Below are 24247 nucleotides of genomic sequence, written 5' to 3' on the forward strand. Positions count from 1 at the left end.
AAGCCGGGTCGCGGTTCCCTCATTACAGATTTCTGCGTATGCGCCTGAACAAGTTCATCAGTGAAACCGGGATCTGCTCGCGCCGCGGTGCCGATGCCTGGATCGAAGCCGGCCGTGTCAGCGTCAACGGCCAGCGCGCCGAGCTGGGCACCCAGGTCACCGAGGGGGACGAGGTCTGCGTGGATGGGCGTCGCATCGGCGCGCGCAAGGCCAAGCATGTCTATATCGCGTTGAACAAACCGGTCGGCATCACCTGCACGACCGAGCGCCATATCGACGGCAACATCATCGATCACGTCCGGCATCGTGAACGCATCTTCCCGATCGGCCGGCTCGACAAGGAGTCGGAGGGGTTGATTCTGCTGACCAGCAACGGCGATATCGTCAACGAGATCCTGCGCTCGGAAAACAATCACGAGAAGGAATATCTGGTGACGGTCGACAAGCCGATCACCGATGCCTTCCTCGCCGGCATGTCACGCGGCGTGCGGCTGCCCGAACTCGAAGTCACCACCAAACCCTGCCGCGTCAGCCGCGCCGACAGCCGGCCGGACCGGACGTTCCGCATCGTGCTGACGCAAGGGCTGAACCGCCAGATCCGCCGCATGTGCGAGGTGTTTGGTTACGACGTGCGCCGCCTGCAGCGCGTACGCATCATCAACGTCAGGCTAGGCGGACTGAAGATCGGCCAGTGGCGCGATCTGACGCCTGAGGAACTGCGCGGACTGCTGCCGCAGCGGACGGTGTGGTAAGTCCCGGCTGCGGGGTCTAGTCGCGGAAGTTCTCGAACTGCAGCGGCAGTTCGACGTCGGCTTTCTTCAGCAACGCGATCGCCGTCTGCAGGTCGTCGCGCTTCTTGCCGGTCACGCGCAGCTTGTCGCCTTCGATGCGCGCATCGACCTTGATCTTGGCCTGCTTGAGTTCGGCGATCAGTTTCTTCGCCACGGCCTGCTCGATACCCTGCTTGACGGTGATGCTCTGGCGCGCGCTGGCCAGGTTGATCACGGGGTCACCTTCTTCCAGGCAGCGCACGTCAATGCCGCGGCCGGTGATGCGCGGACGCAGGATGTCGAGCATCTGCTTGAGCTGGAAATCGCTGGGCGCGCTGAGTTTGATCACGTAATCGTCGAGCTCGAAACGGGCATCGACACCCTTGAAATCAAAGCGGTTGATCAGGTCGCGGCTGGCCTGGTCGACGGCGTTGGTGAGTTCGTGATTGTCGACCTTGGAGACGGTGTCAAACGAAGGCATGGCGCAGGGTGTCTGTGAACGGGCGTCTAGTCTAGCGCCCCGCAGGCGCCGCTTCAGGCACACTGCTCGAAACCATCAGCCAGGGATTTTCAGCATGACACAGACCGTGAACCCGACCGGAGCAGACCTGAAGCGCATTGCCACCTCGATTCCGATGGATACGCCGGTGACGATGCTGAACCTGCTGCGTTTCCGCGCCGAGGCAGCGTATCCCGCCGACAGTGGCTGTACGCCCTGCAGCGGGCGCGAGGCTTATGCGCGCTACTCGACGCAGGCGTTTGGCAAGGTGCGCGAAGTCGGCGGCGAGCTGGTGTATCAGGCCGACGCGATCGGACGCTTCATTGGGCCGGACGGTGAGGACTGGGACGAAGTGCTGCTGGTACGGTATCCGAGCCTGCAGGCCTTTCTGGCGATGGTCTCGATGCCGGACTATCAGGCGATGACGGTCCATCGCACGGCGGCCCTGGCGGATGCGCGGTTGACGGTGACGCGATCCCCGAAGTGAATCGACGTTTTGCGGAGCAGCGGCAATGAACTATCGACGTCTGGGCCGTTCCGGCCTCAAGGTTTCCGAACTGTCGTTCGGCTCGTGGGTGACCTATGGCTCGCAGCTGGATACCAAGCTGGCGCGCGAATGCATGGCCGCGGCATGGGATGCCGGCGTCAACTTCTTCGACAATGCCGAGGTCTACGCCGGTGGCAAGTCGGAACAGATCATGGGTGCCGCGCTGGCGGACTTGCGCTGGCCGCGCGAGAAGTATGTGGTCTCGACCAAGTTTTTCTGGGGGCTGTCGGATGGCCCCAATCAGCGCAATACGCTGAACCGCAAATATCTGCTGCATGCGATCGAGGCCTCGCTGCTGCGCTTCGGGCTCGAATATGTCGATCTGGTGTATTGCCACCGGCCGGACCCGAACACGCCGATCGAGGAAACGGTGTGGGCAATGCACGACATGATTTCGCGCGGCCGTGCGCTGTACTGGGGCACCAGCGAGTGGAGCGCCGACGAAATCCGTGCGGCCTGGGACATTGCCGAGCGTCACCACCTGCACAAACCGGTGATGGAGCAGCCGGAATACAACCTGTTCCGGCGACGCCGGGTCGAGCGGGAATACCTGCGGCTGTACGAGGACATCGGTCTGGGTCTGACGACCTGGAGTCCACTGGCTTCGGGGCTGCTGACCGGCAAGTATCGCGACGGCATTCCGGACGACTCGCGTGCGGCACTGAAGGGCTACGACTGGTTGCGCGAGGCGTTGACCGATCCGGCGCGCAACGCGGCAGTGGCCGACCTGCAGGCGGTGGCGTCCGATCTCGGGTGTACGTTGCCGCAGCTGGCGATCGCCTGGTGCGCGAGCAATCCGCACGTCAGCACTGTGATCACCGGGGCGTCGAAGCCGGAGCAGGTGGTCGAGAACATGAAGGCGCAGGACGTGATCGCGCGGATCGACGCCGGTGTGCGCGAACGCATCGATGCATTGACCGGGAAGCTGGCGCGCTGAGCGACGTCGCGCCAGTGTCGTGATCCTGATCTCCGGGCATACCCCCTGGGGGTGGCGTGATGTTTGCTGTCCATTAGGCCCCCCTGATATACCCGGAGATCAATAATGAACCGCAAACTGACCCTGCCGATGCTGCTTGCCGGTGCGCTGGCCATGGGCGGCATCATGTCGGTTGCCCATGCCGAGGAGCCTGCCGCGGTCGCAGGCGCCGCCGCAGAAGCCAAAGTGATCATCACCGCGGACAAGTCGTTCCGGATGTTCTTCGAACCTGCGGAGTTGACGGTGCCGGTTGGCACCACCGTGACGTTCTCCAACGAGGACGGTTCCAACCACAAGGTCAATTTTTCCGATGGCACCCAGAGCGATCGCTTGCGCCACGGTGCGGTGTACACGCGCACATTCACGGCACCGGGCGAATACCCCTATGCCTGCGCGATCCATCCGAAGATGACCGGCAAGATCATCGTCCGCTAGCGGGTGCGGGACGCCGGCCTCAGACCGGCGCCAGCAGCTCTGCCAGCTCGTCCGCGCTGAAGCTGAGGCCGCGGGTGGTGCCCCCTTCGAGCACCGCCTGGGCCAGCGCGGACTTCTGCGACTGCATCGCCTGGATCTTTTCCTCGACCGTGCCGCTGCAGATCAGCTTGTAGATGAACACCGGCTTTTCCTGGCCGATGCGGTGCGCGCGATCGCTGGCCTGCGCTTCAACCGCCGGGTTCCACCACGGGTCGTAGTGGATCACGGTATCGGCGGCGGTCAGGTTGAGGCCGACGCCGCCGGCTTTCAGGCTGATCAGAAATACCGGGACTTCGCCGCGCTGGAACCTGTCGACCAGTGCACCGCGGTTCTGGGTATTGCCGGTCAGCATCATGTGATCGATCTGCTGGCGCTGCAGAGCGGCGGAAATCAGATCCAGCATTTCGGTGAACTGCGAGAACACCAGCACGCGGCGATCCTCGGAGATCAGTTCTTCGAGCAGTTCCAGCAGGTGTTCGAGCTTGGCCGATTCGAGGATGCCCTTGGCGGCGTCGAGCTTGACCAGGCGCGGGTCGCAGCAGACCTGGCGCAGCTTCAGCAGCGCATCGAGCACGATGATGCCGGACTGACCGAGGCCGTGTTCGGACACGGCGGCCTGCACGCGTGCCTCCTGCGCCAGCCGCAGGGTTTCGTACAGATCGCGCTGGCGGCCTTCGAGGTCGACGCTGCGCAGGATCTCGGTGCGCGCCGGCAGATCGGGCGCGACGTCCTCCTTGCGCCGGCGCAGGATCAGCGGTGCGATGCGGCGGTTGAGCCGCTGCTGCCGTGCCTGGTTGCCGTGTTTTTCGATCGGCGTGCGATACAGCGTGGTGAAGGTGCGCTCGCTGCCGAGGATGCCGGGTTCAACCGCATCGAGCTGCGCCCACAACTCGCCCAGATGATTCTCCAGCGGCGTGCCGGTGACGGCGAGGCGACGCTGCGCCTTGATCCCGCGCACGACCTGCGCCGCCTGCGTGTGGGCATTCTTGATCGTCTGCGCCTCGTCCAGCACCAGCAGGCCGAAGCGGTGCGGCTTGATGAACTTCTGATCGCGTCCGAGCAGCGGATAGGTCGTGATCAGCAGGTCGTGCATGCCCAGCTGCGCGTACAGCTCGCGCCGGTCCGGGCCGTGCAGCACCAGCGTGCGCAGCTTCGGCGCGAACTTGCGCGCCTCATTGCGCCAGTTGGCGACCAGACTGGTCGGGACGACCACCAGCACCGGCTTCTTCAGGCGTCCGGCCGCGCGCTCGGTCCAGATATGCGCGAGCACCTGCACGGTCTTGCCGAGGCCCATGTCGTCCGCGAGGATGCCGCCGAGACCGGCATCGGCCAGAAAGCCGAGCCACGCCAGACCCTGCTGCTGATACGGCCGCAGTTCGGCCAGAAATCCTTCAGCCGGCAGCGCCGGCGGGCGTTCCGCGGTCAGCACGGCGAGGCGTTCGCGCAGGCCGGCACCGCCATCGAGTTTGAGCGGCAGTTCTTCGAGAATCGCAACCTGCGGCAGGCGCAGTTGCAGCTCCGGCGGCGGTTCGCGTCCGGCGCCGGCCTCGGTCGGACGGTCGAGCCATTCCAGCAGCGGCTCGATCAGCGCGCGCAGGCGCTTCAGCGGCAGCGGCACCTTGCGGCGCTCGTCGACCGCGGCCAGCCACATCGCGTCGGCGCGCTCGTTCGGCAGCGGCTCGCGCGGAAAGCCGGGGTCGGCCAGCAGCGCGCGCAACACCGGCAACAGGTCGATGCGCTCGCCGCCGACGTCGATGCCGAGCTTGACGTCGAACCAGGCGTCGCCGCGATCGCGCACGTCGACATGCCAGTCGCTCGGCGCGGCCATCAGCTCGACCGGAAAGTCCGGCTCGAATTCCAGTGTGAAGCCGGCCGCGGCGAGCCGCGACAGCACTTTCGCCAGATGTGCAGGCGATGCCGGGCGACCTTCGCCGCGTTCGAGTACGTAGTCGCTGGGCGCGTAGCGCGCGATGTCGTCGTCGTCCAGATACAGGCCGACGACGGCGTCGGCCGGGACCAGCGGAAAGTCGGCAAGCTGATCGATCCATTCGCCTTCGAGCGCGCGGGCGCGTTCAATGCCACTGTCATCGCTGCGCTGCGGCGTGCTGCGGTTGTCCGGCGGCACGCGCTGGCCGGCGTAGTCGAAGCTGAGGCGGGCGACGCCGATGCGCGACTGCGCGGTCCGATGCACACGCACGCCGAAGCGCTCGGTGCGCAAGGTCAGCACCGCGCGCGGCTCGACAGCAACCGCAGCGGCGGCGCGGACCGGCGCCAGGGTGGGCGCCTGCAACACCAGCGGCACCGGATCGGTGTTGCGTTCGGCCGCTGCCAGCAGCAGTGCGGCGTTGTGCGCGCAGCGGCCACCGTCCGGGCAGGTGCAGCGCAGATCCAGTTCGAACGGTGCGTCGCTGCTGCGATGCAGCTTGATCTGGGAATTCCACGGCGCGTCGAACGGCGCCGTCACGCGGGCGCTGAGGCGCAAGGTGTCGGCGTCTGAATCGTCAATGCGCAGCTCGCTGATGCTGCTGCCACGCGCAATGTCGCCGCCGGCCCGCAGGGCCTTGCGGTCGAACAGATGCGGCCAGTTTGAACCGGCCAGCAACGCGAGTAGCGGGGTGTCCGCCATGGGCAGCATCGAGTGATTTCGGAATGACAGCCGTGCAGGCTATCAAAATGTCGGCCATTTGCGCGGGCGTTTTCGCGGAATGTGTGACTGAGGCTTCGATTCGGGCGCTGGATTGATCGGCGCGCAGGCCAGAACGACTGCAGAGACGTTCATTGTGCGGTTCTCCATCGTCGGTGCCCCTATACTCGGTTGCATCAGACGTGAACGACGGGGGAGTCGTGCGCACCGAAAAAACCTATTGCCGGATCTGCGAAGCGCATTGCGGGCTGGATGTCACGATCGACGGGGATGCGGTGGTCGCGGTCAAGCCCGACAAGACCCACCCGGTGTCCAGGGGGTATGCCTGTATCAAGGGCTCGGCGCTGGGCGAGCTGCATCACGATCCCGATCGCGTAAACCACCCGCTGAAGAAAGTGAACGGGACGTGGCAGCGCATCGGCTGGCCGCAGGCTATCGCCGAGATCGGTTCCAGGATCAGGACGCTGCAGAAGACCCACGGCCGGCGCAGCGTCGCGCACTACTACGGCAATCCCACTGCATTCTCGATGCAGAATTTTCTGTATTCGGCCGCGTTCATGCAGGCGCTGGGATCTCCCAATGTGTTCACGTCCAGCTCGATCGACCTGAACAACAAGTTCCACGTCGCCGACGCCATGTACGGCATGCTGGATGTGCATCCGGTCCCGGATTTCGCCCATTGCGAATTCTTCATGTGTCTGGGCAGCAATCCGATGGTGAGCCAGATGAGCGTGGTCGCGGTGACCCACGTGATGGAGAAGCTGAGCGCCATCGAGGATCGCGGCGGACGCGTGATCGTGATCGATCCGCGGCGCACGGAGACGGCGCAACACGTCGGCGAGCACCATTTCATCCGGCCGGGCACGGATGCCTGGCTGCTGCTGGGCATGGCCCATGTAGTCGCGCATGAGCTCGAGCTGGATCCCGCCGCCATCCACGCGCACGCCAACGGCCTCACCGCGTTTCTGGCTGCGGTCAAAGACTGGACGCCGGAGCGCGTCGCGCCGCTGACGGGCCTTTCCGCCGAGCGCATCCGCGAACTGGCGACGGCTTACGCCCGCGCCCGCGGCGCGGTGCTGTACATGTCGACCGGCGTCAACATGGGGCCGTTCGGTTCCATCGCCTACTGGCTGGTGCAGGGTTTGAGTCTGATCACCGGCAATCTGGATGCGCGCGGCGGACTGGTGTTTTCGCGCGGCGCTTTTGACGTGACCAAGCTGATCAAGGTGCTCGAGGGCAAGAAAGTCGATGGGCCGCGCACGCTGAAGGACGGTTGGCGTCAGGAAGCGGGAGCCTTTCCCGCCGCCGCGCTGGCCGATGAGATCCTGATCGACCATCCGCAGCGCATTCGCGCGTTGATCATCAGCGCCGGCAATCCCGTGCATTCGATTCCCGGCAACCGTCTTGCAGAGGCCTTCGAGCACTTGGAGTTGCGGGTCTGCATCGACCTTTATCTGAGCGAGACCGCACAACAGGCCGACTATGTGCTGCCGGCAACGGACATGCTGGAACGTTCGGACTTTCCGCTGTCGCACCTGAACTTTCAGGCCGAGCCGCATGCGCAGTACACCGCCGCGGTGCTGGCGCCCAAGTTCGAGCGACGGCCCGAGTGGTGGATCTTCACGCAGCTGGCGCAAGCGGCAGGCGCGCCGTTGCTGGGTCCGACATTGATGAACTGGCCCGCACGGCTGAGCCGGGTGTTCGACAGGCTGCCGCTGGTGCGCGGACTCCAGCCGGATGATGTCCTCGCACTGCTGCTCAGGCTTGGGGGCAAGACCACGCTGGCCGAACTCAAGCGCAACCCTCAAGGGGTCGCGCTGCCCGCGGTCGAGCCGGGAAATTTCCTCGGCAAGCGGGTGCCCAGCGCGGACGGCAAGGTCAATCTGGCACCGGCGACGGTGCTCAAGGATCTCACCCGGCTGGCCGCCGCTGCGGGCGACTATGCCGCGGAGACGGCCGGCTTGCGCGTCATCGGGCGCCGCGAGCGCCGTTCACACAATTCCTGGATGCATAACAACCGGCGCATCAAGCACGACAGCGGGATTTCCGCGCTGATGCATCCTGCAGACGCTGTGAAGCGTGGCATCGCCGACGGCGACCTGATCGAAGTCGGCACCGGTCGAAACGTTGCGATTCCGGTCAGGATTACCGAAGACATCATGCCGGGAGTTCTGTGTGTGCCGCATGGCTGGGGCCACGCGCAGTCCGGCCTGGGCAAGGCCAGCATGCTGCCGGGAAGCAACATCAATGAAGCGCTGCCCGACGTTGCCCTGCACATGGAGCCGGTCAGTGGTCAGGCGATCATGCTCGGTCACGTGCTGGAGGTCCGGCGCGTCGGCGCCCGGCAACGCGTCGCCTGATGCGCGCCAGTCCAACGATGCAGCGGATGCTGCAGAGCGCTGGTCGGTTGTTCGCGGGGTTCAGCGCGCGAGCTTGGTGCGGACCAGCTCGCGCGCAGCCGTGGCGGTTAGCCTCGCCAGGCTGAGACCGCGCAGCCAGCGGATCTTCGCTGCCTCGGCTTCCGGCAGCGTGATCCACAACCGCAGCAGATGACGGCGCTGCTCCGGTTCGGGCCAGTCCTCGAATCCGGTGCGCGCGTGCACGATCGTGTGGTTCGAAATCAGTTGCAGATCGCCCGGTTCAAGATCCATGTCCAGATAGAACGCCGGATCGCCGGCCAGAGTGTCGTACAGATCCAGCAGTTCGCGTTCCTCGGGGCTCAGCCGCGGCACATGCGGCATGTTCTGCGCCGAGCGGAAGTAGTCCGACAGCCAGAACGACCGCAGCTCGCCAGCGGCGTAGCGGCAGGGCTCGATCGGAAACGCCGGAATGCCGCCGTCGCCCTTGGTGTCGAACCAGAATGGCTGGAACAGACGAGGGACCAGCTCGGGGCGCCGCCGCAGCAGCTCATTGAATACGGCAACCGAACTGGCGATGCGCGACAGGCCGCCACTGCGGGCCTTCTTCAGGCACAGCAGTCCGACGACGTCGGCGGCGTCGCAATGCGGCGCCAGCGCCTTGTTGGTGCGGTAATAGCGGACGTCGTCACCGCTGCGCTGGTCGCGCACGTGACCAAGCAGATCACCCTGCGGGTTCTGCGCACCGGGTATGCCCAGGTGGTGGCCCAGTCCCCAGTAGACGATTTCGATCTGCGCTTCGCTGAGCGTGTCCACCGGCAGGCCGCGGATCAGTACGAAGCCGCGGCCGTGGCGGATGTGGTCGCGCCATTGCGCAATACGCGGGCTGAGCGTCGGCAACGGCAGATCATTGCGGCCAAGCGCGGTCAGTGGCTTGCACAGCGCTTCGGCACGCTGTGCCGCGGACTGGATTTCAGTGATCTCGGTCGGTGACAGCGTGATCATCCAGTCACTGCGCTGACGCAGGTCCTCGCCACGCCAGGCGGCAGGACGGTCGATCGGCGCTTGCGGAATGCGCTCATGCGGTCGGGCCAGATAATGCAGCGTCTGTGCGCGCAGCGATTTGTACATCAGTCTCCCCCGAGGTCGATCCGGCCGGCATTTCGCTGATGCGGGTACGGGCGCAGGGATTGTCACGCAAGTTCCCCGCGATGGGTATCGATTTGCTGCTGTGACGTGCGGTCCGGCCACGTAATATCGGGTGACGACGGGTTGGAGGGTTTCTCGCGTGATGAATGCAATGGTCAAGCGGAATATGCGTGCAAGTGCGGTCATGGTGATGGCGCTGGTTTGCGCCGCCTGCGGATCCTCCAAGCCGGCCGCGACGGCGGGCGGCGGCGGTACCGCTGCCACGCTGCCCGAGGGCGCGGCCTGCGTGCTGAAAAGTCCGGCGCTGGACGTCGGTGCCAGCAGCGAGCTGACCATTGATGGCGTCACATATACCAAGACGCACCAGCCGGATGCCCCTGGCCCGCTGGAGTTGCCTGCGACCGACGCGGGTGCAGCGACTGGCACTTGCGCCAACAACGACCAGTTCCGCTTTGGTACCGGGATCTATGACACCACCGGCCCGATCGGAGGCAACCCGACCGGGCATGCCGACATGTTCGGCATGGTGGTGCCGCCGCAGGAGCCCAACGGCATCCATCAGCGCCTGTATGCACGTGCGTTCGCGATCGAATCACCGTGCAACGACAAGCGCGTGATGTTCGTCTCGCTTGATCTCGGTGCCGTGTCGGGATTGCTGCACCAGGAGATCCTGAAGAAGATTGCCGACGACCCACAGCTGGCCGGCATCTACACGCGTGACAATCTGATGGTGTCGGCGACACACACGCACACTGCTGGCGGCGGTTTCGGCGTGCCGGTGCTGCCCGATCTGTCGTCGACGCTGCCGACGCTGGTCAACAACCCGGCGGTCTGGGTCGAAAGCCTGATCTTCAGCAACGCCAACTACGACGACGACAACGTCAACGCCATCGTCGACGGTACGGTGCAGGCGATTCGCCGTGCGCACGTGAATCTCGAAGCGCATCCGCAGACCGCCGGCATTCGCATGGCGATCGATGAACTGCTGAACGCCAACATCAACCGCACCCCGCCGGGCTACAAGCAGAACTCGCCGTCCGAACGCGCACAGTACGTCGATGCGGACGGCCACGAAGTCAACGTCAGCAAGCGTTCGCTGCAGCTCAACTTCGTGCGTGACAACGGCTCGGTGGCCGGCATCCTGAACTGGTTTCCGGTGCATCCGACTTCGATGGGCAATCACGCACTGCTGTTGTCCGGCGACAACAAGGGCTATGCCTCGCTCGGCTTCGAGAAACTGATGGGTACGCGCTACCAGGCGGATGTCGGCCAGCTGGATGGCAGCGACAACTTCGTTGCGGGATTTGCACAGGCCGACGAAGGCGACACCATTCCGGACCTGTTCGTGTTCGACGCCGACCCCGACGGCGGCAACGGTCCCGGAGAAGGGGTGCCGTACTTCGCGCGCGGCGGCACCAACGAACCGTATGAGTACGACCAGCCTGGGTTCGAACGCGGTCAGCCGGAGTCCACCGCGATCTCCGGCACCAAGCAGCTGGCGATGGCACTGGAGCAGATGACGCGCGGTACTGCGCTGCACGGCCCGATCGACTACCGCTTTTTCTATGCCGACTTCAGCAACGATGAAATCACCGATCCGGTGGTGCTTGCGGAGCTCGGCTACGGTGACCTGCCGTCCGAGCTTTACGACGGCGACAAGACGACTTGCACGACCGCCATGGGCGTCGGCTTCGGCGTCGGCGGAGTCAATGGTCCGGGCTTCGGCGCAGCCGGCTTCACCTGTGTCGATGATGCACCGGTGCCGTACACCGACGAGATCCGCAACGGCTACAACGGCCTGTACAACGGCACCGGCTACGTCACCGTCAAGCTCGATGACCAGAACGTGAAGGTGCCGTTTCCTGGGGTGGAGGTCTACACCGTCGCCGCGCCGGCCTTATGCCTGGCCACGGCACTGCAGCCCGGCTACAGCTGCCAGCGTGAGAAGCCGGTGCTGGTTTCTGCCGAAACCAATCCAGTGCCGTTCCAATTGCTGCGTATCGGCAATCTGGCCGTTCTTGGCGTGCCGTTCGAGGTCACGACGATGTCCGGGCGGCGCATCCGCAAGACCGTACTCGACGTGCTCAAGCCGATCGGTGTCGACACCGTCGTCATTGCCGGACCGTCCAACGACTATCTGCACTATCTGGCGACGCGCGAGGAGTACTCGGCGCAGATGTACGAGGGCTCGTCGACCTATGCCGGTCCGTGGGAGCTGGCCGCGGTGCAGCAGGAATCGCGGCGTCTGGCGCTGACGATGGCCGCTGGCGAGCCGGCGCCGGAAGGCATCCCGGCCGGAGCCTTCGAGCGCGGTCCGGCATCGCAGATTTTCGTCGATCCCGATAGCGACTTCGGCGCGGTGCTGACCGATGCGGCGGACAGCTATACCCAGGGCGACATCGTCGACGTGACATTCGTCGCCGGCTATCCCGGACATGATCTGAAGCTGATGGGTTCGTATCTGTACGTCGAGCGCCAGAATGCGCAGGGCGGCTGGGATGTGATCGCCACCGATCGTGATGGCGAACTGCTGTTCCTCTGGGATTCGGATGTCAGCCTGATCGACACCGAGCTCGGCACCATCGGTCCGTCGACTGTGGAGGCGCGCTGGACGATTCCGGCCAACATGGCGCCGGGCACCTACCGCATTCGCCATGACGGCAGCTATCGGCTGTCAAAGGACCAGGCGCCGCAGGCGTACAAGGGCATCAGCAAGAGCTTTGCGATCAGTGGCACGCCGGCGGCCTGCCCATAGCGAACGCGCCATCGCTGCGCCGTGACGCTGCGTGCCGGCGTCTACGGCGCGGCATGCTGCGATGATGCTGAGCCAGCATGTCAAGGTTGGCTACGGCGTTGATACGGTGATCGAAATCATGGTGCCCCAGGGCATGCTGGCGGCGGCGTAGGGTGCCGGTTCAGCTGCCTGCCAGCAAGGCTTCCTTGAGCTGCGCGCGCAGCTGGAATTTCTGGATCTTGCCGGTCGAGGTCTTCGGCAGCGTGCCGAACACGACCTGCTTGGGCACTTTGTAACGCGCCAGATGCTGGCGGCAGTGTTCGATCATCTCGGCTTCTGTGGCCGTCACGCCGTCGCGCAGTTCGACAAAGGCGCAGGGCACTTCGCCCCACTTGTCGTCCGGTTTGGCAACGACCGCCGCGCCCATCACGGAAGGGTGCCGGTACAGCACATCTTCGACTTCGAGGCTGGAGATGTTTTCGCCGCCGGAGATGATGACGTCCTTGCTGCGGTCCTTGATCTTCACGTAGCCATCCGGCTGCATCACCGCGAGATCGCCGGTATGGAACCAGCCGCCGTCGAAGGCTTCGTCGGTCGCGCTCGGATTCTTCAGGTAACCCTTCATCACCAGATTGCCGCGGAACATGATCTCGCCCATGGTTTGGCCGTCGGCGGGCACTGGCTGCATCGTCGCCGGATCCATCACTGTGATCGCTTCCTGTGCGTGATAGGGCACGCCCTGGCGGCCGTTGCGTTCGACACGGTCCGCCAGCGACAGCGCGTTCCACTCGTCCTGCTTGGCGCAGACCGCGGCCGGGCCGTAGGTTTCGGTCAGGCCGTAGACGTGCGTGATGTCGAAGCCGATGCGTTCCATGCCTTCGATGATCGCCGCCGGCGGCGCGGCGCCGGCGATCAGTGCGCTGACGCGATGCTCGATGCCGGCACGCGCCGACTCCGGTGCGTTGATCAGCATGCCGTGCACGATCGGAGCGCCGCAGAAGTGGCTGATGGCATGTTCGCGGATCAGCGTGAAGATCTGGACCGGATCAATGCGACGCAGGCAGACGCAGGTGCCGGCGTTGGCGGCCATCGTCCAGGGAAAGCACCAGCCGTTGCAATGGAACATCGGCAGCGTCCACAGGTAGGTCGCATGCTGCGGCATGCCCCAGGACACGATGTTGGACATCGCGTTCAGATAGGCGCCGCGATGGTGGTAGACCACGCCCTTCGGATTGCCCGTGGTGCCGGAGGTGTAGTTCAGCGAGATCGCGTCCCACTCGTCCTCGGGCAGTTGCCAGTCATCGTCCGGATCACCGCTGGCAAGGAACGCCTCGTATTCCATCTCGCCAAGGTGTGCGCCTTCGGCGACTTCGGCGTCGTCGACATCGATCACCAGCGGACGGCGCTGACCCAGCATCGCCAGTGCGCGATTCATCACCGGTGCGAATTCGCGATCGGTGATCACGACCTTGGCTTCACCGTGCTGCAGCATGAAGGCCAGGGTCTCGGCGTCGAGGCGCGTGTTCAGGGTATTCAGCACCGCACCACTCATCGGCACGCCGAAGTGGGCTTCGATCATTGCCGGTGTGTTCGGCAGCATGACCGCGACGGTGTCGCCGGTACCGATGCCGCGCTGCTTCAGAGCCGAAGCCAGCCGCCGGCAGCGCGTATAGGTTTCTGCCCAGGTGTATCGCAGCGCGCCGTGAATCACCGATGTGCGTCCCGGATAGACCATCGCGGTGCGCTTCAGAAAGCTCAGCGGCGACAGCGGGACGTGATTCGCCGGATTGCGATCAAGACCGAGGCGATAGGGGTTGGCGTGCGTCATTGAAGTTCCAGCTGCGAGGGGACGGAATGCGCAGCGGAGCCTAGCGCCAATCGTGATCGATGAATACTGCGCTTTAGGCGAATATGCAGGCCGCCAATGGGACGGTAATGCGCCGGAATCAGGCGGTCAGCAGTGCGGCCATTGTCTGGTGTGCCAGCTGCGGCGGGACATCGAGATCACGCAGTTCGGCATCGGCATCGGCGTCGGCCAGACGCTCGATCTGGAGTAGCGCCATCGCGACCGCGGGGCGGTGCTCGGCGGACAGCTTGCGCCAGTGCATGATCGCGTCGATCTGGCGATTGCGCGCGGCGGCGCGTGTCTTGCGGACCTGTTCGTCCTCGACGGCGAGGCGGCGCAGGCTGCGCCGGAAAATCTTGAAGCGGCGATGGTGCGCGATGATGGCGTCGACCAATGCCGCTGCGTCGGCGCCATCGCTGACGAGCGCATCGAGCATCTGCTGTTCTGCCTGTTCCCAGGTCTGATAGGCGGCGATGAACGCAGCCGTCTTGTCGTTGAACCAGCGATAGAACGTCTGCGGGGCGAAGCCGGCGCGACGCGCGATGCGGTTGCTGTCGGTTCCGCTGAATCCGTGAAGGCGGAATTCCTCCAGGGCTGCTGCTGCCAGCAGCGATCGCGTGTCGCCGCCGGACTTCGACTGGCGTGGTGAGCGAGATGGGCGAGTGTTTCGTGCAGGCATCGATCGACAACATGCTGGGAGAATGTACGCAGTCTAGCGCGATGTGATATTAATATCACTTAATGTGATATCTGTATCACTTTGAGGGTGGGTCATGGCTGGAACCGACGTGGAAGTGTTGGCTGCACTGGGCGTGCCCGAGCAATCGCAGCAGTTCATCGTGGACGTAGTGCCGCTGGCCGTCGCCCGTGAGGGCAAGGGTCAGCCGGTGGTCTGTCTGCATGCGATCGGGCATGGCGGGGGGGACTTTGCCGGGCTGTCCGCGGCGTTGCGCGCCGACTTCGAAGTGATCCGGGTCGATTGGCCGGGGCACGGTCGCTCCGGGTCCGATTCGCACGCTCCGGACGCGCAACGCTATGCCGAGCTTCTGGGGCGGCTTCTGGATCAGTTGGGGATTGTCAGCCCGATCGTCATCGGCAATTCGATCGGCGGCGCGGCGGCAATCATCCTGGCATCGCGTCGCCCGGTACGGGCACTGGTGTTATGCGATGCCGGTGGACTCGTTGCGGTATCGCCGCTGGTGCGCGGCTTCTGTGCGGTGTTTCAGCGTTTCTTCGCGGCGGGGGAACGAGGCGCGCGCTGGTTTGCGCGGGCGTATGCGTTCTATTACCGCTGGATCGTGTTGCCGGCGCCTGCCGCCGCGGCGCGGCGCGCACAGATCATCGCGGCCGGTTACGCCTGCGCACCCTTGCTGCGCAGAGCCTGGGCATCGTTCGCGCGACCGCAGGCTGACCTGCGCGATCTGGCAGCGGCATTGGATGTTCCGGTGTGGTGTGCCTGGGCGCGCAGCGACCGCGTGATTCCCCTGCTGCTATGCCGTCCTGCGATCCGGCGCATGAAGCATGCAACGCTCAGCCGTTTCAGCGGTGGGCATAGCGCATTCCTGGAACAGCCCGAGGCATTCCTGCGAGAGTTCCGCGCATTCGCGGCTTCGTGTCAGCCGGCGAATGGGTCGGATCAGGTGTTGCCCGGTGGAAATGGTGCGGAGCCCACTCTTGCGGCGACCTCCGGCTTCAGCCGGTCCATGCGGTAGCCGTTGAACAGCGTGCCCCAGAGACCGCGGTCGAGGTCCGATGTACCCAGCAGCCAGTCCGCGAACGGCAGCGTCAGGTTCATGTTGTAGTCGGACATCAGCGCCTGATGGTGATGCACCCAGTGATTGCGTCGCATCGTGTTGACGAACGGCAGGTACTTCAGCAGCCGGTATTCCGGCAGATGCGCGCAGGTGTGCAGCACCTCGTAGCACAGATAGTGCGTCATGCCGCCGGCCATCCAGGCCCACATCGCGCCGTGACCGAAGGGCAGACTCCAGATCGCGCCGAACAGCACGTGGATCAGCGCGAAGATGACAATCGCGAACGGCGGAAAAAAGATGATCCGGTATTCGCGATGCGAGTCGACCGTCATGCGCGCTTCGGTGAAGTAGCTGTGATGCTCCACCGTGTGCCGCCGCCACAGCGCGCGCAGGGCTTCGATGCGTCGGTGCAGCGCATGTTTGTGAATCCACCACTCGCCGAGGTTGGAGACGACCAGCGCGGCGATGAAGCTCGCGAGCCACAGCGGGAATGTCACTCCCGCCGCCATGTGCAGGCTCAGCGCGGCATAGGCAATACCAAAGCCGAAGATCCACGCGCCATGCGCCCAACCGTTATAGATCGTCGGGATCTTTGCCTGATACTGGGCACGAAACGCTACCTGCCGCGCATCCATGCTCGCTCCTGCGCTTGCTGCGAGTGTCGCTGTGTTATTCAGCGCTTCTGAATGAACTCGATCTTATAGCCATCCGGATCTTCGACGAAAGCGATCACGGTCGTGCCGTGCTTCATCGGTCCGGCTTCGCGCGTGACCTTGCCGCCCAGCTCGCGGACACGATCGCAGGCAGCCGCCGCGTCGTCGACTTCCACTGCAATGTGTCCGAACGCATTGCCCTGCTCGTACTGCGTCACGCCGTAGTTGTAGGTCAGTTCGATCTCGGCGCCACCGTCTTCGTAGCCGACGAAGGCCAGCGTGAATTCGCCGCCGGGAAAGTCGTTTCGGCTCAGCAGCTTCATGCCGAGCACGCGGGTGTAGAAGTTGATCGAGCGATCGAGGTCGCCGACGCGGATCATCGTGTGCAGGATGCGCATGTGCAGATCTTCCATGGGCAAATCGGGGCGTCACTTTGGCGGCATCCGTGCGCGGCGGCAAGCGCCTCAGCGGATTCGTCATCAAGCCTCCATGTCGGCATGGCATGTTTGCAGGCTTGATTCGAACCTCAATCGGAATTGTCCATGCGTGCCTTGCCGGAGTCCGGCGCCAGCCGGCGTGATTTTCTGCGTTATGTGTTCCTGACCGCGGGTGCGGCGAGCGTGCCGGCGTGGTTGAGTGCCTGCGGCGGTGATGGCTCCTCCGGTGTGGGGGGCGGGGTGGTCGAGGGCAAGGAATTCAGCATCGCGCCGGGGCCGCTGGCCGGCATCGGCGAACTGGTCGACACCGGCGTCGACGGCATCATTGCGCCCGAGGGTTTCGCGGTGCGCGTGGTTGCGCGGCATCTGAGCAACCCCGTCAGCGGCGTCTTCGATCCGCTGGGCCTGACCGGCTACAACTGGCATCAGTCCCCGGACGGCGGCGCCTGCTACGCGACCGACGACGGCGGCTGGATCTACGTCTCCAACAGCGAAGTCACCGGCACCGGCGGCGTCGGCGCGCTGAAGTTCGGTGCCGACGGCGGCATCGTCGATGCCTATCGCATCCTCGACAACACCACGCGCAACTGCGCCGGCGGCAAGACGCCGTGGCAGACCTGGCTGTCCTGCGAGGAAACCGGCGACGGCGAGGTGTACGAATGCGATCCCTGGGGTGTCGAGACGCCGCGCTCGATGCCGGCGCTGGGGTTGTTCAATCACGAGGCCGCGGTGGTCGATCTGCCGACGCGCACGCTGCTGCTGACCGAGGATGCCGGCGACGGCCGCCTCTATCGCTTTGTCTGCGACGCGAGCGACGAATATGTCGACGCCGCCGGACGCCGGCGTCTGCGCATGGAATCCGGCGTACTGCAGGCGATGAATATCGAGGGCTACGAGAACGGCGGCTACGCTGATGACGATGCCCTGCTGCGCAGCCTGCATCGCGTCAGCTGGGTGGACGTCTCCAGTCCGGAGGCGGCGCAGGCTGGCGTGCGCTCGGCACTGGCCGATGCCGGCCTGCCGGTGCCCGGCACGGTGTTCAAGGGCGGCGAGGGCATCTGGATCTACGACGTGCCGGCGGCGCTGCAGACGGTGCCGCCCGGCGGGCGTGTCCGGACGCGGGCGCTGGCGTTCTTCGCCAGCAAGGGCGACAACCGCGTCTATGCCTACGATATCGACAACGATCTGATCGAACTGGTGTTCGACAACGCCTCGATCGATCCGGCCTTTGACGACGTCGACAACGTCGTGGTGTCGCCGGCCGGCGATGTGCTGGTGGCCGAGGATGGCGAGGCGATGCGCCTGATGATCGTGGTGCCGAACCGGCCGGCCAAGATCCTGCTGCAGGTCACCACCGGCGGATCGGAAATCACCGGACCGGCCTTCTCGCCGGACGGCAGCCGGCTGTATTTCAGCTCGCAGCGTGGGCCGAACCTCGGCATCGGCAAGACCGGCACCGGCGTCACCTACGAGGTCACGATTCCCGCGGCGTTCCGCGCCGCCGTCTGAGCGCGCTAGATCGACTGCGCGTCGATCTGCACCGCGTTGAACAGGCCGAGCCGCGTTTCCAGGCGGTCGAGTTCGGTCAGCTGGTCGCACAGCGCTTCGGCCTGCGCGCCCAGCGCTTCTGCGCGCGGCTCGATGCGGCGTTCAACCAGACGCTCGACATAGTCGCTGCGGGCTTCGACGCCTGCCGGATCGAAGATCGCGCCGGCGATCAGTCCGGCAACGCTGCCGACGAGGCCGCTGGCGGCATCGACCGCCAGCCGCTCGATCTCGTGATCCAGGTCGCCGCCGAACCAGGCGTCGCCCGCAGGCAGGTGACGGCCGTCGAGTTCGCGACGCAGTTTCATCGTCAGGATTTCGAGGCGCGCGATCAGATCGCTCAACCGATGCTCGTCGCCGGACAGGCCGGCAGTGACGATGGCCAGACTTTCGATGCCGAGCATCGCGCCACGCAGGGCGACGTCGGTGATCTTCGGCACCAGGGCTTCGAGCTGTTCGCGGTACTGCCGCGCCAGACGGCGCTGTTCGGCGGTCAGCGAGATTTCACGGCCATCGCGGTCGATGCGGTCGGCGTACAGCTCGTAGCGATGCTGGTCGTCGGACAGGGCAACGCGTTCGCCGCGGGTCTCGATGCTGTAGTCGAAGCGGGCATTGCATTCGCGGTGAGCGTCGTTGGCCATCGTTGCCGCCATGGCCGGCGCACAGCTCAACGTCAGCAGCAGCCATCCCAGTATTCGGTGATGCATCGCGATCTCCCATGAATCGGTACGGGGGAGATCGCAAGTGCCGCGCCAGTGTGTGTGGCCAGCAAAATCAATTGCTTACGGGGCAATGGTCGGAGCGGGAAGGCCGGATGCGCGAACTCATCGCAAATTTCGCCACCAAGTGGTCCGATCGTCGGGTTGCAGTCACCGCCACAGATTCGGCATCAGCGCCGACGAATAGCCGGAGATGAAGGTGTGGCGCTCGCCGCCGGTCTCCTCGTAGACGTGACGCTGCAGCGGCCCGATGTTGGCGCCGTACACGTGGATGCTGACCGAGGGGCCGTCCGGCACCGCATTGGATACCCGATGGATGTCGCCGATGCGGGGCGACACGCGGTCGACCTGTCCCGGATTCATCAGATGCTCGCCGGTCTTGCGCAGCGTGTTGGCGACGGTGTCGAACACGAATTCCTCGCAACGCTCCAGTCCGCGCAGCACCGACACCATGCCCCAGACCGTGTGGTCGTGTACCGGCGTGTGCTGGCCCGGACCCCAGACGAAGCTGACGACCGAAAAGCGCTGGTAGGGATCGCAGTGCAGCAGGTATTGGCGGTAACGCAGCGGGTCCGGTTCGGCAAAGGTCGCCGGCAGCCAGTCGTCGACCGCGACCAGTCGCGCCAGCAGCGGCGCGCCGCGTTCGAACACCTGCGGCTCGTCCGTGCCGACGTCGTCGAGCAACGCGGTGAAGTCGGTGACGAAATGGCGCAGGCGGGTGATGTCGTTCATGGCTCGGTCCTCGCGGCCGTGCGGATTCGGTCGTCAGTTTAGGCCGCGTTGCGACCCGCAGTGTTCAGACCTTGGTCGTAGCGCGCAGCGCCGTGGCGACCGCCCGCCAGTGCTCGCGCTTGCGCGCCAGCGTCAGTGCGGCGTGTGCGGGGCTGGTCGATGGCAGACGCTGGCAGTGCAGGCGCGTACCGGTGTCGCCCAGATCGGCAAGCACGTAGCGGCGGAACGCATCGGCGGCTTTGCCGCCATTGAAGAACACCTGCGTGATCTGGTGATGGCGACGCAGAAAGCCGGCGAAATCGTTTGGCACGATGCTGTCTTCGACGATGTCCGAATCCAGGCTGCTGCTGCGCGTGCAGGATTGCAGGACATCCCACAGCGCAATGCCGGCGTTTGTCAGGCCGGCCAGACGCTGCGCGTAGTCTGCCTGCGCATCGATGCCGGTGATCGTCGCCATGATCGGCCAGAACGCATTGCGCGGGTGCGCGTAGTACTGCTGCGCGTGCAGCGACGCCTTGCCCGGCATGCTGCCGAGAATCAGCACGCGTGCGTCGGCGCGCGCTACCGGCGCAAAGCTGTGGACGTGACTCATGCCGAAGATCAGTTCATGACATCGACGCGCTGCGCGCCAACCTTCAGGGCCATTGCGTGGCCAAGCGCTCGAAGTCCGGCGACTGTGCGCGCACCACGCAGAAGCGCTGACCGGTCGGCGCTTCCATCACCCACCAGCGCGGAAACTGCTGGAAGCGTTTGGCGCCGAGTGCTTCGAGGCGCTGCACTTCCGCTTCGATGTCGTCGGTCTCGATGTCCATATGGATGCGGCTGTCATGCGTCACCGCCTGCACTTCCAGATGCAGGCCGTGCTGTGTGTCCATCAGCCACACGTAGTTCTCGCCTTCGCTGCCGTCGAGCCCGCGCCGCTGCATGCCCAGCGCGCCGGCCCAGAACGCCGATGCGGCGGGCAGGTCATCGGTCTTGCAGTCGATGATGAACCCGGCCAGTTTGCTCTTGTGCATGGGATCGCTCCGTCGGTGCGAGCCGGCAGTGTAAAACCCGCAGCGCTCAGCTGTCGGACGTGGCGTGCAGCGCAATGCGATTGCTTTCGCTGTCGAGCACGATCGCACGCACGCCGTGCGGCCCGATCGAATGGATCGCCTGCATCAGGCGGCCGCCGTGACTCAGTGCCTGATTGACCGCGTCGCGGATGCGGCCTTCGACGTTCAGGTACAGCAACGGCCCGCCCTCGCGGCCGGCCTTGTCCGGGTCGAGCACCAGCGTGCCGCCGTTGCCGGCACCGTGTTCGAGCAGACAAAACTCGACGTCGCCGGCGAGTTCCTTGTAGACCTTGATGCCCAGCGTCGTGGCATAGAACGTTGCGGCGCGGTCCAGGTCGGAAACCGGAATGTCGAACCAGACCGCGCGGTTGTTCAAGGAATTCCAGGTGCTCATCGGTTCTTCTCGGTGTTCGGGCGGAGACCGCATGGCGGATGTCGCTTGATCTGCATCATCGCCGTCCGGCTGTCGGGGTGGGAGTATCCAAGGGACACTTGGGCGGGGCAATCCATGGCGAACGCAATGCAGCTGCGGCGCGGGCATCGGCGCTGGTGCAGGCAATGATCGAGGTCCGTATTCACGGTCGCGGCGGACAGGGCAATGTCGTTGCCGCCTATCTGCTGGCAACGGCAGCGATCAACCATGGTGATCATGCCCTGGCGTTTCCGGCCTTCGGTGCCGAGCGCCGCGGGGCTCCGGTGGCCGCGTTCGTGCGCATGGCCAAGCAGCCGTTCCGGCGCCGCGATCAGGTCGCGCATCCGGATTTTCTGATCGTGCAGGACGAAGCCCTGCTGCACGTGCCCGGCATTCTCGACGGCCTCAAGCCCGGCGGCGGCGTACTGGTCAACAGTCGGCGTGCCGCGTCGGATTTGGGTGTCGAAGGCAATGTGCAGACCGTTCCCGCGTCCGAGCTGGCGATCGAGCATCTGGGTCGCCCGTTGCCGAATGCGCCGTTGCTGGCCGCGTTTCTGCTGTTGAGCGGTGCATTGCCGATCGATGCGCTGAAGCAGGCGTACAGCGAGCGCTTCAAGGGTGCAACGCTGGCCGCCAACCTGAAACTGATTGATACCGCCGCGGCGCAGGTCGAAGCCGGCGCGTGGCAGGAGTCCGCCGATGCGGCAAGCGCTTGAAGGTTCGCAGGCGATCGCGCGTGCGGTGGCCCTGTGCCGGCCCAACGTGGTATCGGCGTATCCGATCACGCCGCAGACGCACATCGTCGAGAACATCGCCAAGCTCGTTGCCGACGGTGAGCTGAAATGCGAATACGTCAGCGTCGAGAGCGAGCACTCCGCGGCGAGCGTCGCGCTCGGCGCTGCCGCAGCGGGCGCACGCGCCTACACCGCCAGCGCCTCGCAGGGCATTCTGCTGATGTGCGAGGTGCTCTACGACATCGCCGGTCTGCGCATTCCCATGGTGCTGACCTGCGCCAACCGCGCGGTGTCGGCGCCGTTGTCGATCTGGAACGATCATCAGGATTCGATGGCCGTGCGCGACGCCGGCTGGATCCAGCTGTTCTGTGCGGATAACCAGGAAGCGGTCGACACCACGATCCAGGCGTTCCGCATCGCGCAGGACACCGATCTGCCGGTGATGGTCTGTGTCGACGGCTTCACGCTGACACATACGCTGGAGCCGATCGACTTGCCGACCCAACAGCAGGTGGACGGCTTCCTGCCGCCGTTCGTGTTCGCGCGTGCGCTGGACCCGCGCAAGCCGCTGAGCGTCGGCACGCTGGCGACACCCGAGTGGTTCACCGAGGCGCGCCACAGTCATCACGGTGCCGTGCTCGCGGCCACCGATGCCATCGTCGCCGCCGATCGTGACTGGCAGCAGGTCAGTGGTCGCGGTTGCGGCGGGCTGCTGCAGGTCGACGGCCCTGCCGATGCCCGTATCGGCATCCTCTGCATGGGCTCGGTCGTCGGCACCCTGCAGGATGCGCGTGACGCCATGCCGGAGCTGCCGTCGGCGCGCATCATCCGTCTGCGCAGCTTCCGTCCGTTTCCGGCGCAGGCGCTGCGCGAAGCCTGCGCCGGGCTGGATCAGGTCGTGGTGCTGGAACGTGCGCTGTCGCCGGGAGCGATGGGCATCGTCGGCGCAGAAGTGCGCGCCGCGCTGTACGGCGTGGCCGGTGCGCCGCGCGTGCAGAGCGTGGCTGCAGGTCTGGGCGGGCGCGACATGCCGCTGACGCTCTATGCGCAGCTGATTGCACTGGCGCAGGCGCCTGCGACCACCGACTTTGCGATTCTCGATGTGGAACTCGACAAGCTGCCGGCTGCGGACCGTTATCCCGAAGCCGCCGTTGCAGTGTCGAGCGGAGACCGATCATGAGCGCCAACAGCACCGCCGGCACGCCTGCGGCAGGGGTGAGCATTTCGTTGGCCGAGCTGCGCGAGAATCAGCCGCGCTTCCAGGGCTTCGTTGGCGGGCATCGCGCCTGCGTCGGCTGCGGGCAGGCGCTGGCTGCGCGGCTCGTGACCGAAGCGGCCGGGCCGGACGTGGCGGTCGCCAATGCCACCGGCTGTCTGGAAGTGTTCAGCACCGCATGGCCGGACTCGGCGTGGCGCGTGCCGTGGCTGCATTCGCTGTTCGAGAACGCCGGCGCCATTGCTTCGGGCATGGAAGCGGCGTTCAAGGCGCGTGGTCAGAGCACCAAGGTGCTGGCCTTTGCCGGCGACGGCGGCACCTTCGACATCGGCTTCCAGTCGCTGTCCGGCATGATCGAGCGCAACCACAATGTGCTCTACGTCTGCTACGACAACGAGGCCTACATGAACACCGGCGTGCAGCGTTCAAGCTCGACGCCGCACGCCGCCGCCACGACCACCTCGCCCGCAGGGCGGGATCGCCTCGGCAAGCGGCACATGAAGAAGGACATCCTGCAGATCGTCGCCGCGCATCACATGCCGTACGCGGCCACGGCGTCGGTGGCGTATCCGTCAGACCTGCGCAAGAAAGTTCGACGCGCGATGGAGATCGAAGGCTCGACCTTCCTGCTGGTGCATTCGCCGTGTCCGCTGGGCTGGCGTCACGATGGCGCGAAAAGCATCGAAGTCGCGCGCCTCGCCGTGACCACCGGTCTGGTGCCGATCATCGAGCTGGAGCGCGGCGCGCTGACCGGCTCGATGCCGATCCGCGAACAGCGTCCGGTGATCGAGTACCTGCGCGCACAGGGGCGCTTCCAGCATCTGTTTGCGGATACCGCGGAAGCGCGCGAAGAGCTGGAACACATCCAGGCACTGGCGGACTACAACATCGAGCGTTACGGCTTGCGCGGCAGCGGGAACGATGCTCGCGACACCGAGGGCGCCGATACCGTCCGCCGTGGCGGAGTGCGCTGGGCATGAGCGCCGCAATGAAT

23 protein-coding genes are annotated in these 24247 nt (G+C 65.3%); 11 read left to right on the forward strand and 12 right to left on the reverse strand.

The window, feature by feature from the left end:
* Positions 1-38: 38 nt before the first annotated feature.
* The gene (gene rluF / locus E4T66_RS15680) at positions 39-752 is read left to right on the forward strand and encodes a 23S rRNA pseudouridine(2604) synthase RluF (protein ID WP_136849991.1); all 714 of its coding nucleotides are present in this window, start codon (positions 39-41) and stop codon (positions 750-752) included.
* Positions 753-768: 16 nt separating this feature from the next.
* Here the strand turns inward: rluF and E4T66_RS15685 are convergent, their stop codons facing one another.
* Positions 769-1251: a YajQ family cyclic di-GMP-binding protein gene (locus E4T66_RS15685; RefSeq protein WP_136849992.1), complete on the reverse strand. Its 483-nt coding sequence runs from the start codon at positions 1249-1251 to the stop codon at positions 769-771.
* A gap of 94 nt (positions 1252-1345) precedes the next feature.
* Between E4T66_RS15685 and E4T66_RS15690 the strand changes: the two genes are divergently transcribed.
* The 3 genes from E4T66_RS15690 (at position 1346) to E4T66_RS15700 (ending at position 3227) form a co-directional block, all read left to right on the forward strand.
* On the forward strand, positions 1346-1756 hold the full coding sequence (locus E4T66_RS15690; protein WP_136849993.1) for a DUF1330 domain-containing protein: 411 nt from the start codon (positions 1346-1348) through the stop codon (positions 1754-1756).
* A 25-nt stretch (positions 1757-1781) separates the two neighbouring features.
* Entirely contained in the window at positions 1782-2753 is a 972-nt protein-coding gene (locus E4T66_RS15695) for a potassium channel beta subunit family protein (protein ID WP_136849994.1), read from the forward strand.
* 105 nt (positions 2754-2858) lie between these two features.
* Positions 2859-3227, forward strand: a complete 369-nt coding sequence (locus E4T66_RS15700; protein WP_136849995.1) for a cupredoxin domain-containing protein — start codon at positions 2859-2861, stop codon at positions 3225-3227.
* A 19-nt stretch (positions 3228-3246) separates the two neighbouring features.
* Here E4T66_RS15700 and E4T66_RS15705 read toward each other — a convergent pair whose 3' ends face one another.
* Positions 3247-5901, reverse strand: coding sequence for a DEAD/DEAH box helicase (locus E4T66_RS15705; protein ID WP_136849996.1), 2655 nt, complete (start codon positions 5899-5901; stop codon positions 3247-3249).
* Between the two features lie 209 nt (positions 5902-6110).
* On the opposite strand from E4T66_RS15705, the gene E4T66_RS15710 reads away from it, so the two are divergent.
* A complete protein-coding gene (locus tag E4T66_RS15710) occupies positions 6111-8270 on the forward strand; it encodes a molybdopterin-containing oxidoreductase family protein (protein WP_136849997.1) in 2160 nt (719 codons plus the stop codon).
* Positions 8271-8330: 60 nt separating this feature from the next.
* On the opposite strand, the gene E4T66_RS15715 is transcribed toward E4T66_RS15710, so the two are convergent.
* A complete protein-coding gene (locus E4T66_RS15715; protein ID WP_169577658.1) occupies positions 8331-9398 on the reverse strand; it encodes a TauD/TfdA family dioxygenase in 1068 nt (355 codons plus the stop codon).
* A gap of 184 nt (positions 9399-9582) precedes the next feature.
* On the opposite strand from E4T66_RS15715, the gene E4T66_RS15720 reads away from it, so the two are divergent.
* Positions 9583-12171, forward strand: a complete 2589-nt coding sequence (locus tag E4T66_RS15720) for a neutral/alkaline non-lysosomal ceramidase N-terminal domain-containing protein (protein ID WP_169577659.1) — start codon at positions 9583-9585, stop codon at positions 12169-12171.
* A gap of 160 nt (positions 12172-12331) precedes the next feature.
* Here E4T66_RS15720 and E4T66_RS15725 read toward each other — a convergent pair whose 3' ends face one another.
* Together E4T66_RS15725 and E4T66_RS15730 are read right to left on the reverse strand one after the other, a co-directional pair.
* On the reverse strand, positions 12332-13978 hold the full coding sequence (locus E4T66_RS15725) for an acyl-CoA synthetase (protein WP_136850000.1): 1647 nt from the start codon (positions 13976-13978) through the stop codon (positions 12332-12334).
* A gap of 118 nt (positions 13979-14096) precedes the next feature.
* On the reverse strand, positions 14097-14675 hold the full coding sequence (locus E4T66_RS15730; protein WP_136850001.1) for a TetR/AcrR family transcriptional regulator: 579 nt from the start codon (positions 14673-14675) through the stop codon (positions 14097-14099).
* 94 nt (positions 14676-14769) lie between these two features.
* Between E4T66_RS15730 and E4T66_RS15735 the strand changes: the two genes are divergently transcribed.
* Entirely contained in the window at positions 14770-15708 is a 939-nt protein-coding gene (locus tag E4T66_RS15735) for an alpha/beta fold hydrolase (protein ID WP_136850002.1), read from the forward strand.
* On the opposite strand, the gene E4T66_RS15740 is transcribed toward E4T66_RS15735, so the two are convergent.
* On the reverse strand, positions 15633-16385 hold the full coding sequence (locus tag E4T66_RS15740; RefSeq protein ID WP_136850003.1) for a sterol desaturase family protein: 753 nt from the start codon (positions 16383-16385) through the stop codon (positions 15633-15635). The two genes, E4T66_RS15735 and E4T66_RS15740, sit on opposite strands and share 76 nt — an antisense overlap.
* 38 nt (positions 16386-16423) lie before the next feature.
* Positions 16424-16801, reverse strand: coding sequence for a lactoylglutathione lyase (gene gloA, locus E4T66_RS15745; RefSeq protein WP_136850042.1), 378 nt, complete (start codon positions 16799-16801; stop codon positions 16424-16426).
* 144 nt (positions 16802-16945) lie between these two features.
* Here gloA and E4T66_RS15750 point away from each other — a divergent pair, with 144 nt between their 5' ends.
* Positions 16946-18349 (forward strand): alkaline phosphatase PhoX, encoded by a 1404-nt coding sequence (locus E4T66_RS15750; RefSeq protein WP_136850004.1) that lies wholly within the window; start codon positions 16946-16948, stop codon positions 18347-18349.
* Positions 18350-18354: 5 nt separating this feature from the next.
* Here E4T66_RS15750 and E4T66_RS15755 read toward each other — a convergent pair whose 3' ends face one another.
* The 5 genes from E4T66_RS15755 to E4T66_RS15775 form a co-directional block, all read right to left on the reverse strand.
* A complete protein-coding gene (locus E4T66_RS15755) occupies positions 18355-19092 on the reverse strand; it encodes a DUF2884 family protein (RefSeq protein ID WP_136850005.1) in 738 nt (245 codons plus the stop codon).
* Positions 19093-19254: 162 nt separating this feature from the next.
* On the reverse strand, positions 19255-19836 hold the full coding sequence (locus E4T66_RS15760; protein WP_136850006.1) for a cysteine dioxygenase family protein: 582 nt from the start codon (positions 19834-19836) through the stop codon (positions 19255-19257).
* Between the two features lie 64 nt (positions 19837-19900).
* Entirely contained in the window at positions 19901-20428 is a 528-nt protein-coding gene (locus tag E4T66_RS15765) for a DNA-deoxyinosine glycosylase (RefSeq protein WP_136850007.1), read from the reverse strand.
* Between the two features lie 43 nt (positions 20429-20471).
* Positions 20472-20852 (reverse strand): VOC family protein, encoded by a 381-nt coding sequence (locus tag E4T66_RS15770; RefSeq protein ID WP_136850008.1) that lies wholly within the window; start codon positions 20850-20852, stop codon positions 20472-20474.
* 46 nt (positions 20853-20898) lie between these two features.
* Positions 20899-21285: a VOC family protein gene (locus tag E4T66_RS15775; protein ID WP_136850009.1), complete on the reverse strand. Its 387-nt coding sequence runs from the start codon at positions 21283-21285 to the stop codon at positions 20899-20901.
* Between the two features lie 38 nt (positions 21286-21323).
* Here E4T66_RS15775 and E4T66_RS15780 point away from each other — a divergent pair, with 38 nt between their 5' ends.
* From E4T66_RS15780 to E4T66_RS15790, 3 genes are read left to right on the forward strand one after another with little or no spacing between them, the layout of a single operon-like run.
* The gene (locus E4T66_RS15780) at positions 21324-22019 is read left to right on the forward strand and encodes a 2-oxoacid:acceptor oxidoreductase family protein (protein WP_211242965.1); all 696 of its coding nucleotides are present in this window, start codon (positions 21324-21326) and stop codon (positions 22017-22019) included.
* Positions 22003-23217: a pyruvate ferredoxin oxidoreductase gene (gene porA / locus E4T66_RS15785; RefSeq protein WP_136850010.1), complete on the forward strand. Its 1215-nt coding sequence runs from the start codon at positions 22003-22005 to the stop codon at positions 23215-23217. Before E4T66_RS15780 ends, porA begins: the two co-directional genes overlap by 17 nt.
* Positions 23214-24233, forward strand: a complete 1020-nt coding sequence (locus E4T66_RS15790; RefSeq protein WP_136850011.1) for a thiamine pyrophosphate-dependent enzyme — start codon at positions 23214-23216, stop codon at positions 24231-24233. The genes porA and E4T66_RS15790 overlap by 4 nt, the downstream gene beginning before the upstream one ends.
* Positions 24234-24247: the final 14 nt, after the last annotated feature.

Source organism: Sinimarinibacterium arenosum, from assembly GCF_005047655.1.
Classification (GTDB): Bacteria; Pseudomonadota; Gammaproteobacteria; order Nevskiales; family Nevskiaceae; genus Solimonas.

Bases quoted from the DNA above. Each gene is read 5' to 3' on its own strand.
- E4T66_RS15730 (WP_136850001.1), bottom strand. From the start codon at position 14,675: ATGCCTGCACGAAACACTCGCCCATCTCGCTCACCACGCCAGTCGAAG.
- E4T66_RS15725 (WP_136850000.1), bottom strand. From the start codon at position 13,978: ATGACGCACGCCAACCCCTATCGCCTCGGTCTTGATCGCAATCCGGCG.
- E4T66_RS15705 (WP_136849996.1), bottom strand. From the start codon at position 5,901: ATGCTGCCCATGGCGGACACCCCGCTACTCGCGTTGCTGGCCGGTTCA.
- rluF (WP_136849991.1), top strand. From the start codon at position 39: ATGCGCCTGAACAAGTTCATCAGTGAAACCGGGATCTGCTCGCGCCGC.
- E4T66_RS15780 (WP_211242965.1), top strand. From the start codon at position 21,324: ATGTCGCTTGATCTGCATCATCGCCGTCCGGCTGTCGGGGTGGGAGTA.
- E4T66_RS15790 (WP_136850011.1), top strand. From the start codon at position 23,214: ATGAGCGCCAACAGCACCGCCGGCACGCCTGCGGCAGGGGTGAGCATT.
- E4T66_RS15720 (WP_169577659.1), top strand. From the start codon at position 9,583: ATGCGTGCAAGTGCGGTCATGGTGATGGCGCTGGTTTGCGCCGCCTGC.
- E4T66_RS15750 (WP_136850004.1), top strand. From the start codon at position 16,946: ATGCGTGCCTTGCCGGAGTCCGGCGCCAGCCGGCGTGATTTTCTGCGT.
- E4T66_RS15770 (WP_136850008.1), bottom strand. From the start codon at position 20,852: ATGCACAAGAGCAAACTGGCCGGGTTCATCATCGACTGCAAGACCGAT.
- gloA (WP_136850042.1), bottom strand. From the start codon at position 16,801: ATGCGCATCCTGCACACGATGATCCGCGTCGGCGACCTCGATCGCTCG.
- porA (WP_136850010.1), top strand. From the start codon at position 22,003: ATGCGGCAAGCGCTTGAAGGTTCGCAGGCGATCGCGCGTGCGGTGGCC.
- E4T66_RS15695 (WP_136849994.1), top strand. From the start codon at position 1,782: ATGAACTATCGACGTCTGGGCCGTTCCGGCCTCAAGGTTTCCGAACTG.
- E4T66_RS15765 (WP_136850007.1), bottom strand. From the start codon at position 20,428: ATGAGTCACGTCCACAGCTTTGCGCCGGTAGCGCGCGCCGACGCACGC.
- E4T66_RS15775 (WP_136850009.1), bottom strand. From the start codon at position 21,285: ATGAGCACCTGGAATTCCTTGAACAACCGCGCGGTCTGGTTCGACATT.
- E4T66_RS15715 (WP_169577658.1), bottom strand. From the start codon at position 9,398: ATGTACAAATCGCTGCGCGCACAGACGCTGCATTATCTGGCCCGACCG.
- E4T66_RS15685 (WP_136849992.1), bottom strand. From the start codon at position 1,251: ATGCCTTCGTTTGACACCGTCTCCAAGGTCGACAATCACGAACTCACC.
- E4T66_RS15700 (WP_136849995.1), top strand. From the start codon at position 2,859: ATGAACCGCAAACTGACCCTGCCGATGCTGCTTGCCGGTGCGCTGGCC.
- E4T66_RS15735 (WP_136850002.1), top strand. From the start codon at position 14,770: ATGGCTGGAACCGACGTGGAAGTGTTGGCTGCACTGGGCGTGCCCGAG.
- E4T66_RS15755 (WP_136850005.1), bottom strand. From the start codon at position 19,092: ATGCATCACCGAATACTGGGATGGCTGCTGCTGACGTTGAGCTGTGCG.
- E4T66_RS15690 (WP_136849993.1), top strand. From the start codon at position 1,346: ATGACACAGACCGTGAACCCGACCGGAGCAGACCTGAAGCGCATTGCC.
- E4T66_RS15760 (WP_136850006.1), bottom strand. From the start codon at position 19,836: ATGAACGACATCACCCGCCTGCGCCATTTCGTCACCGACTTCACCGCG.
- E4T66_RS15740 (WP_136850003.1), bottom strand. From the start codon at position 16,385: ATGGATGCGCGGCAGGTAGCGTTTCGTGCCCAGTATCAGGCAAAGATC.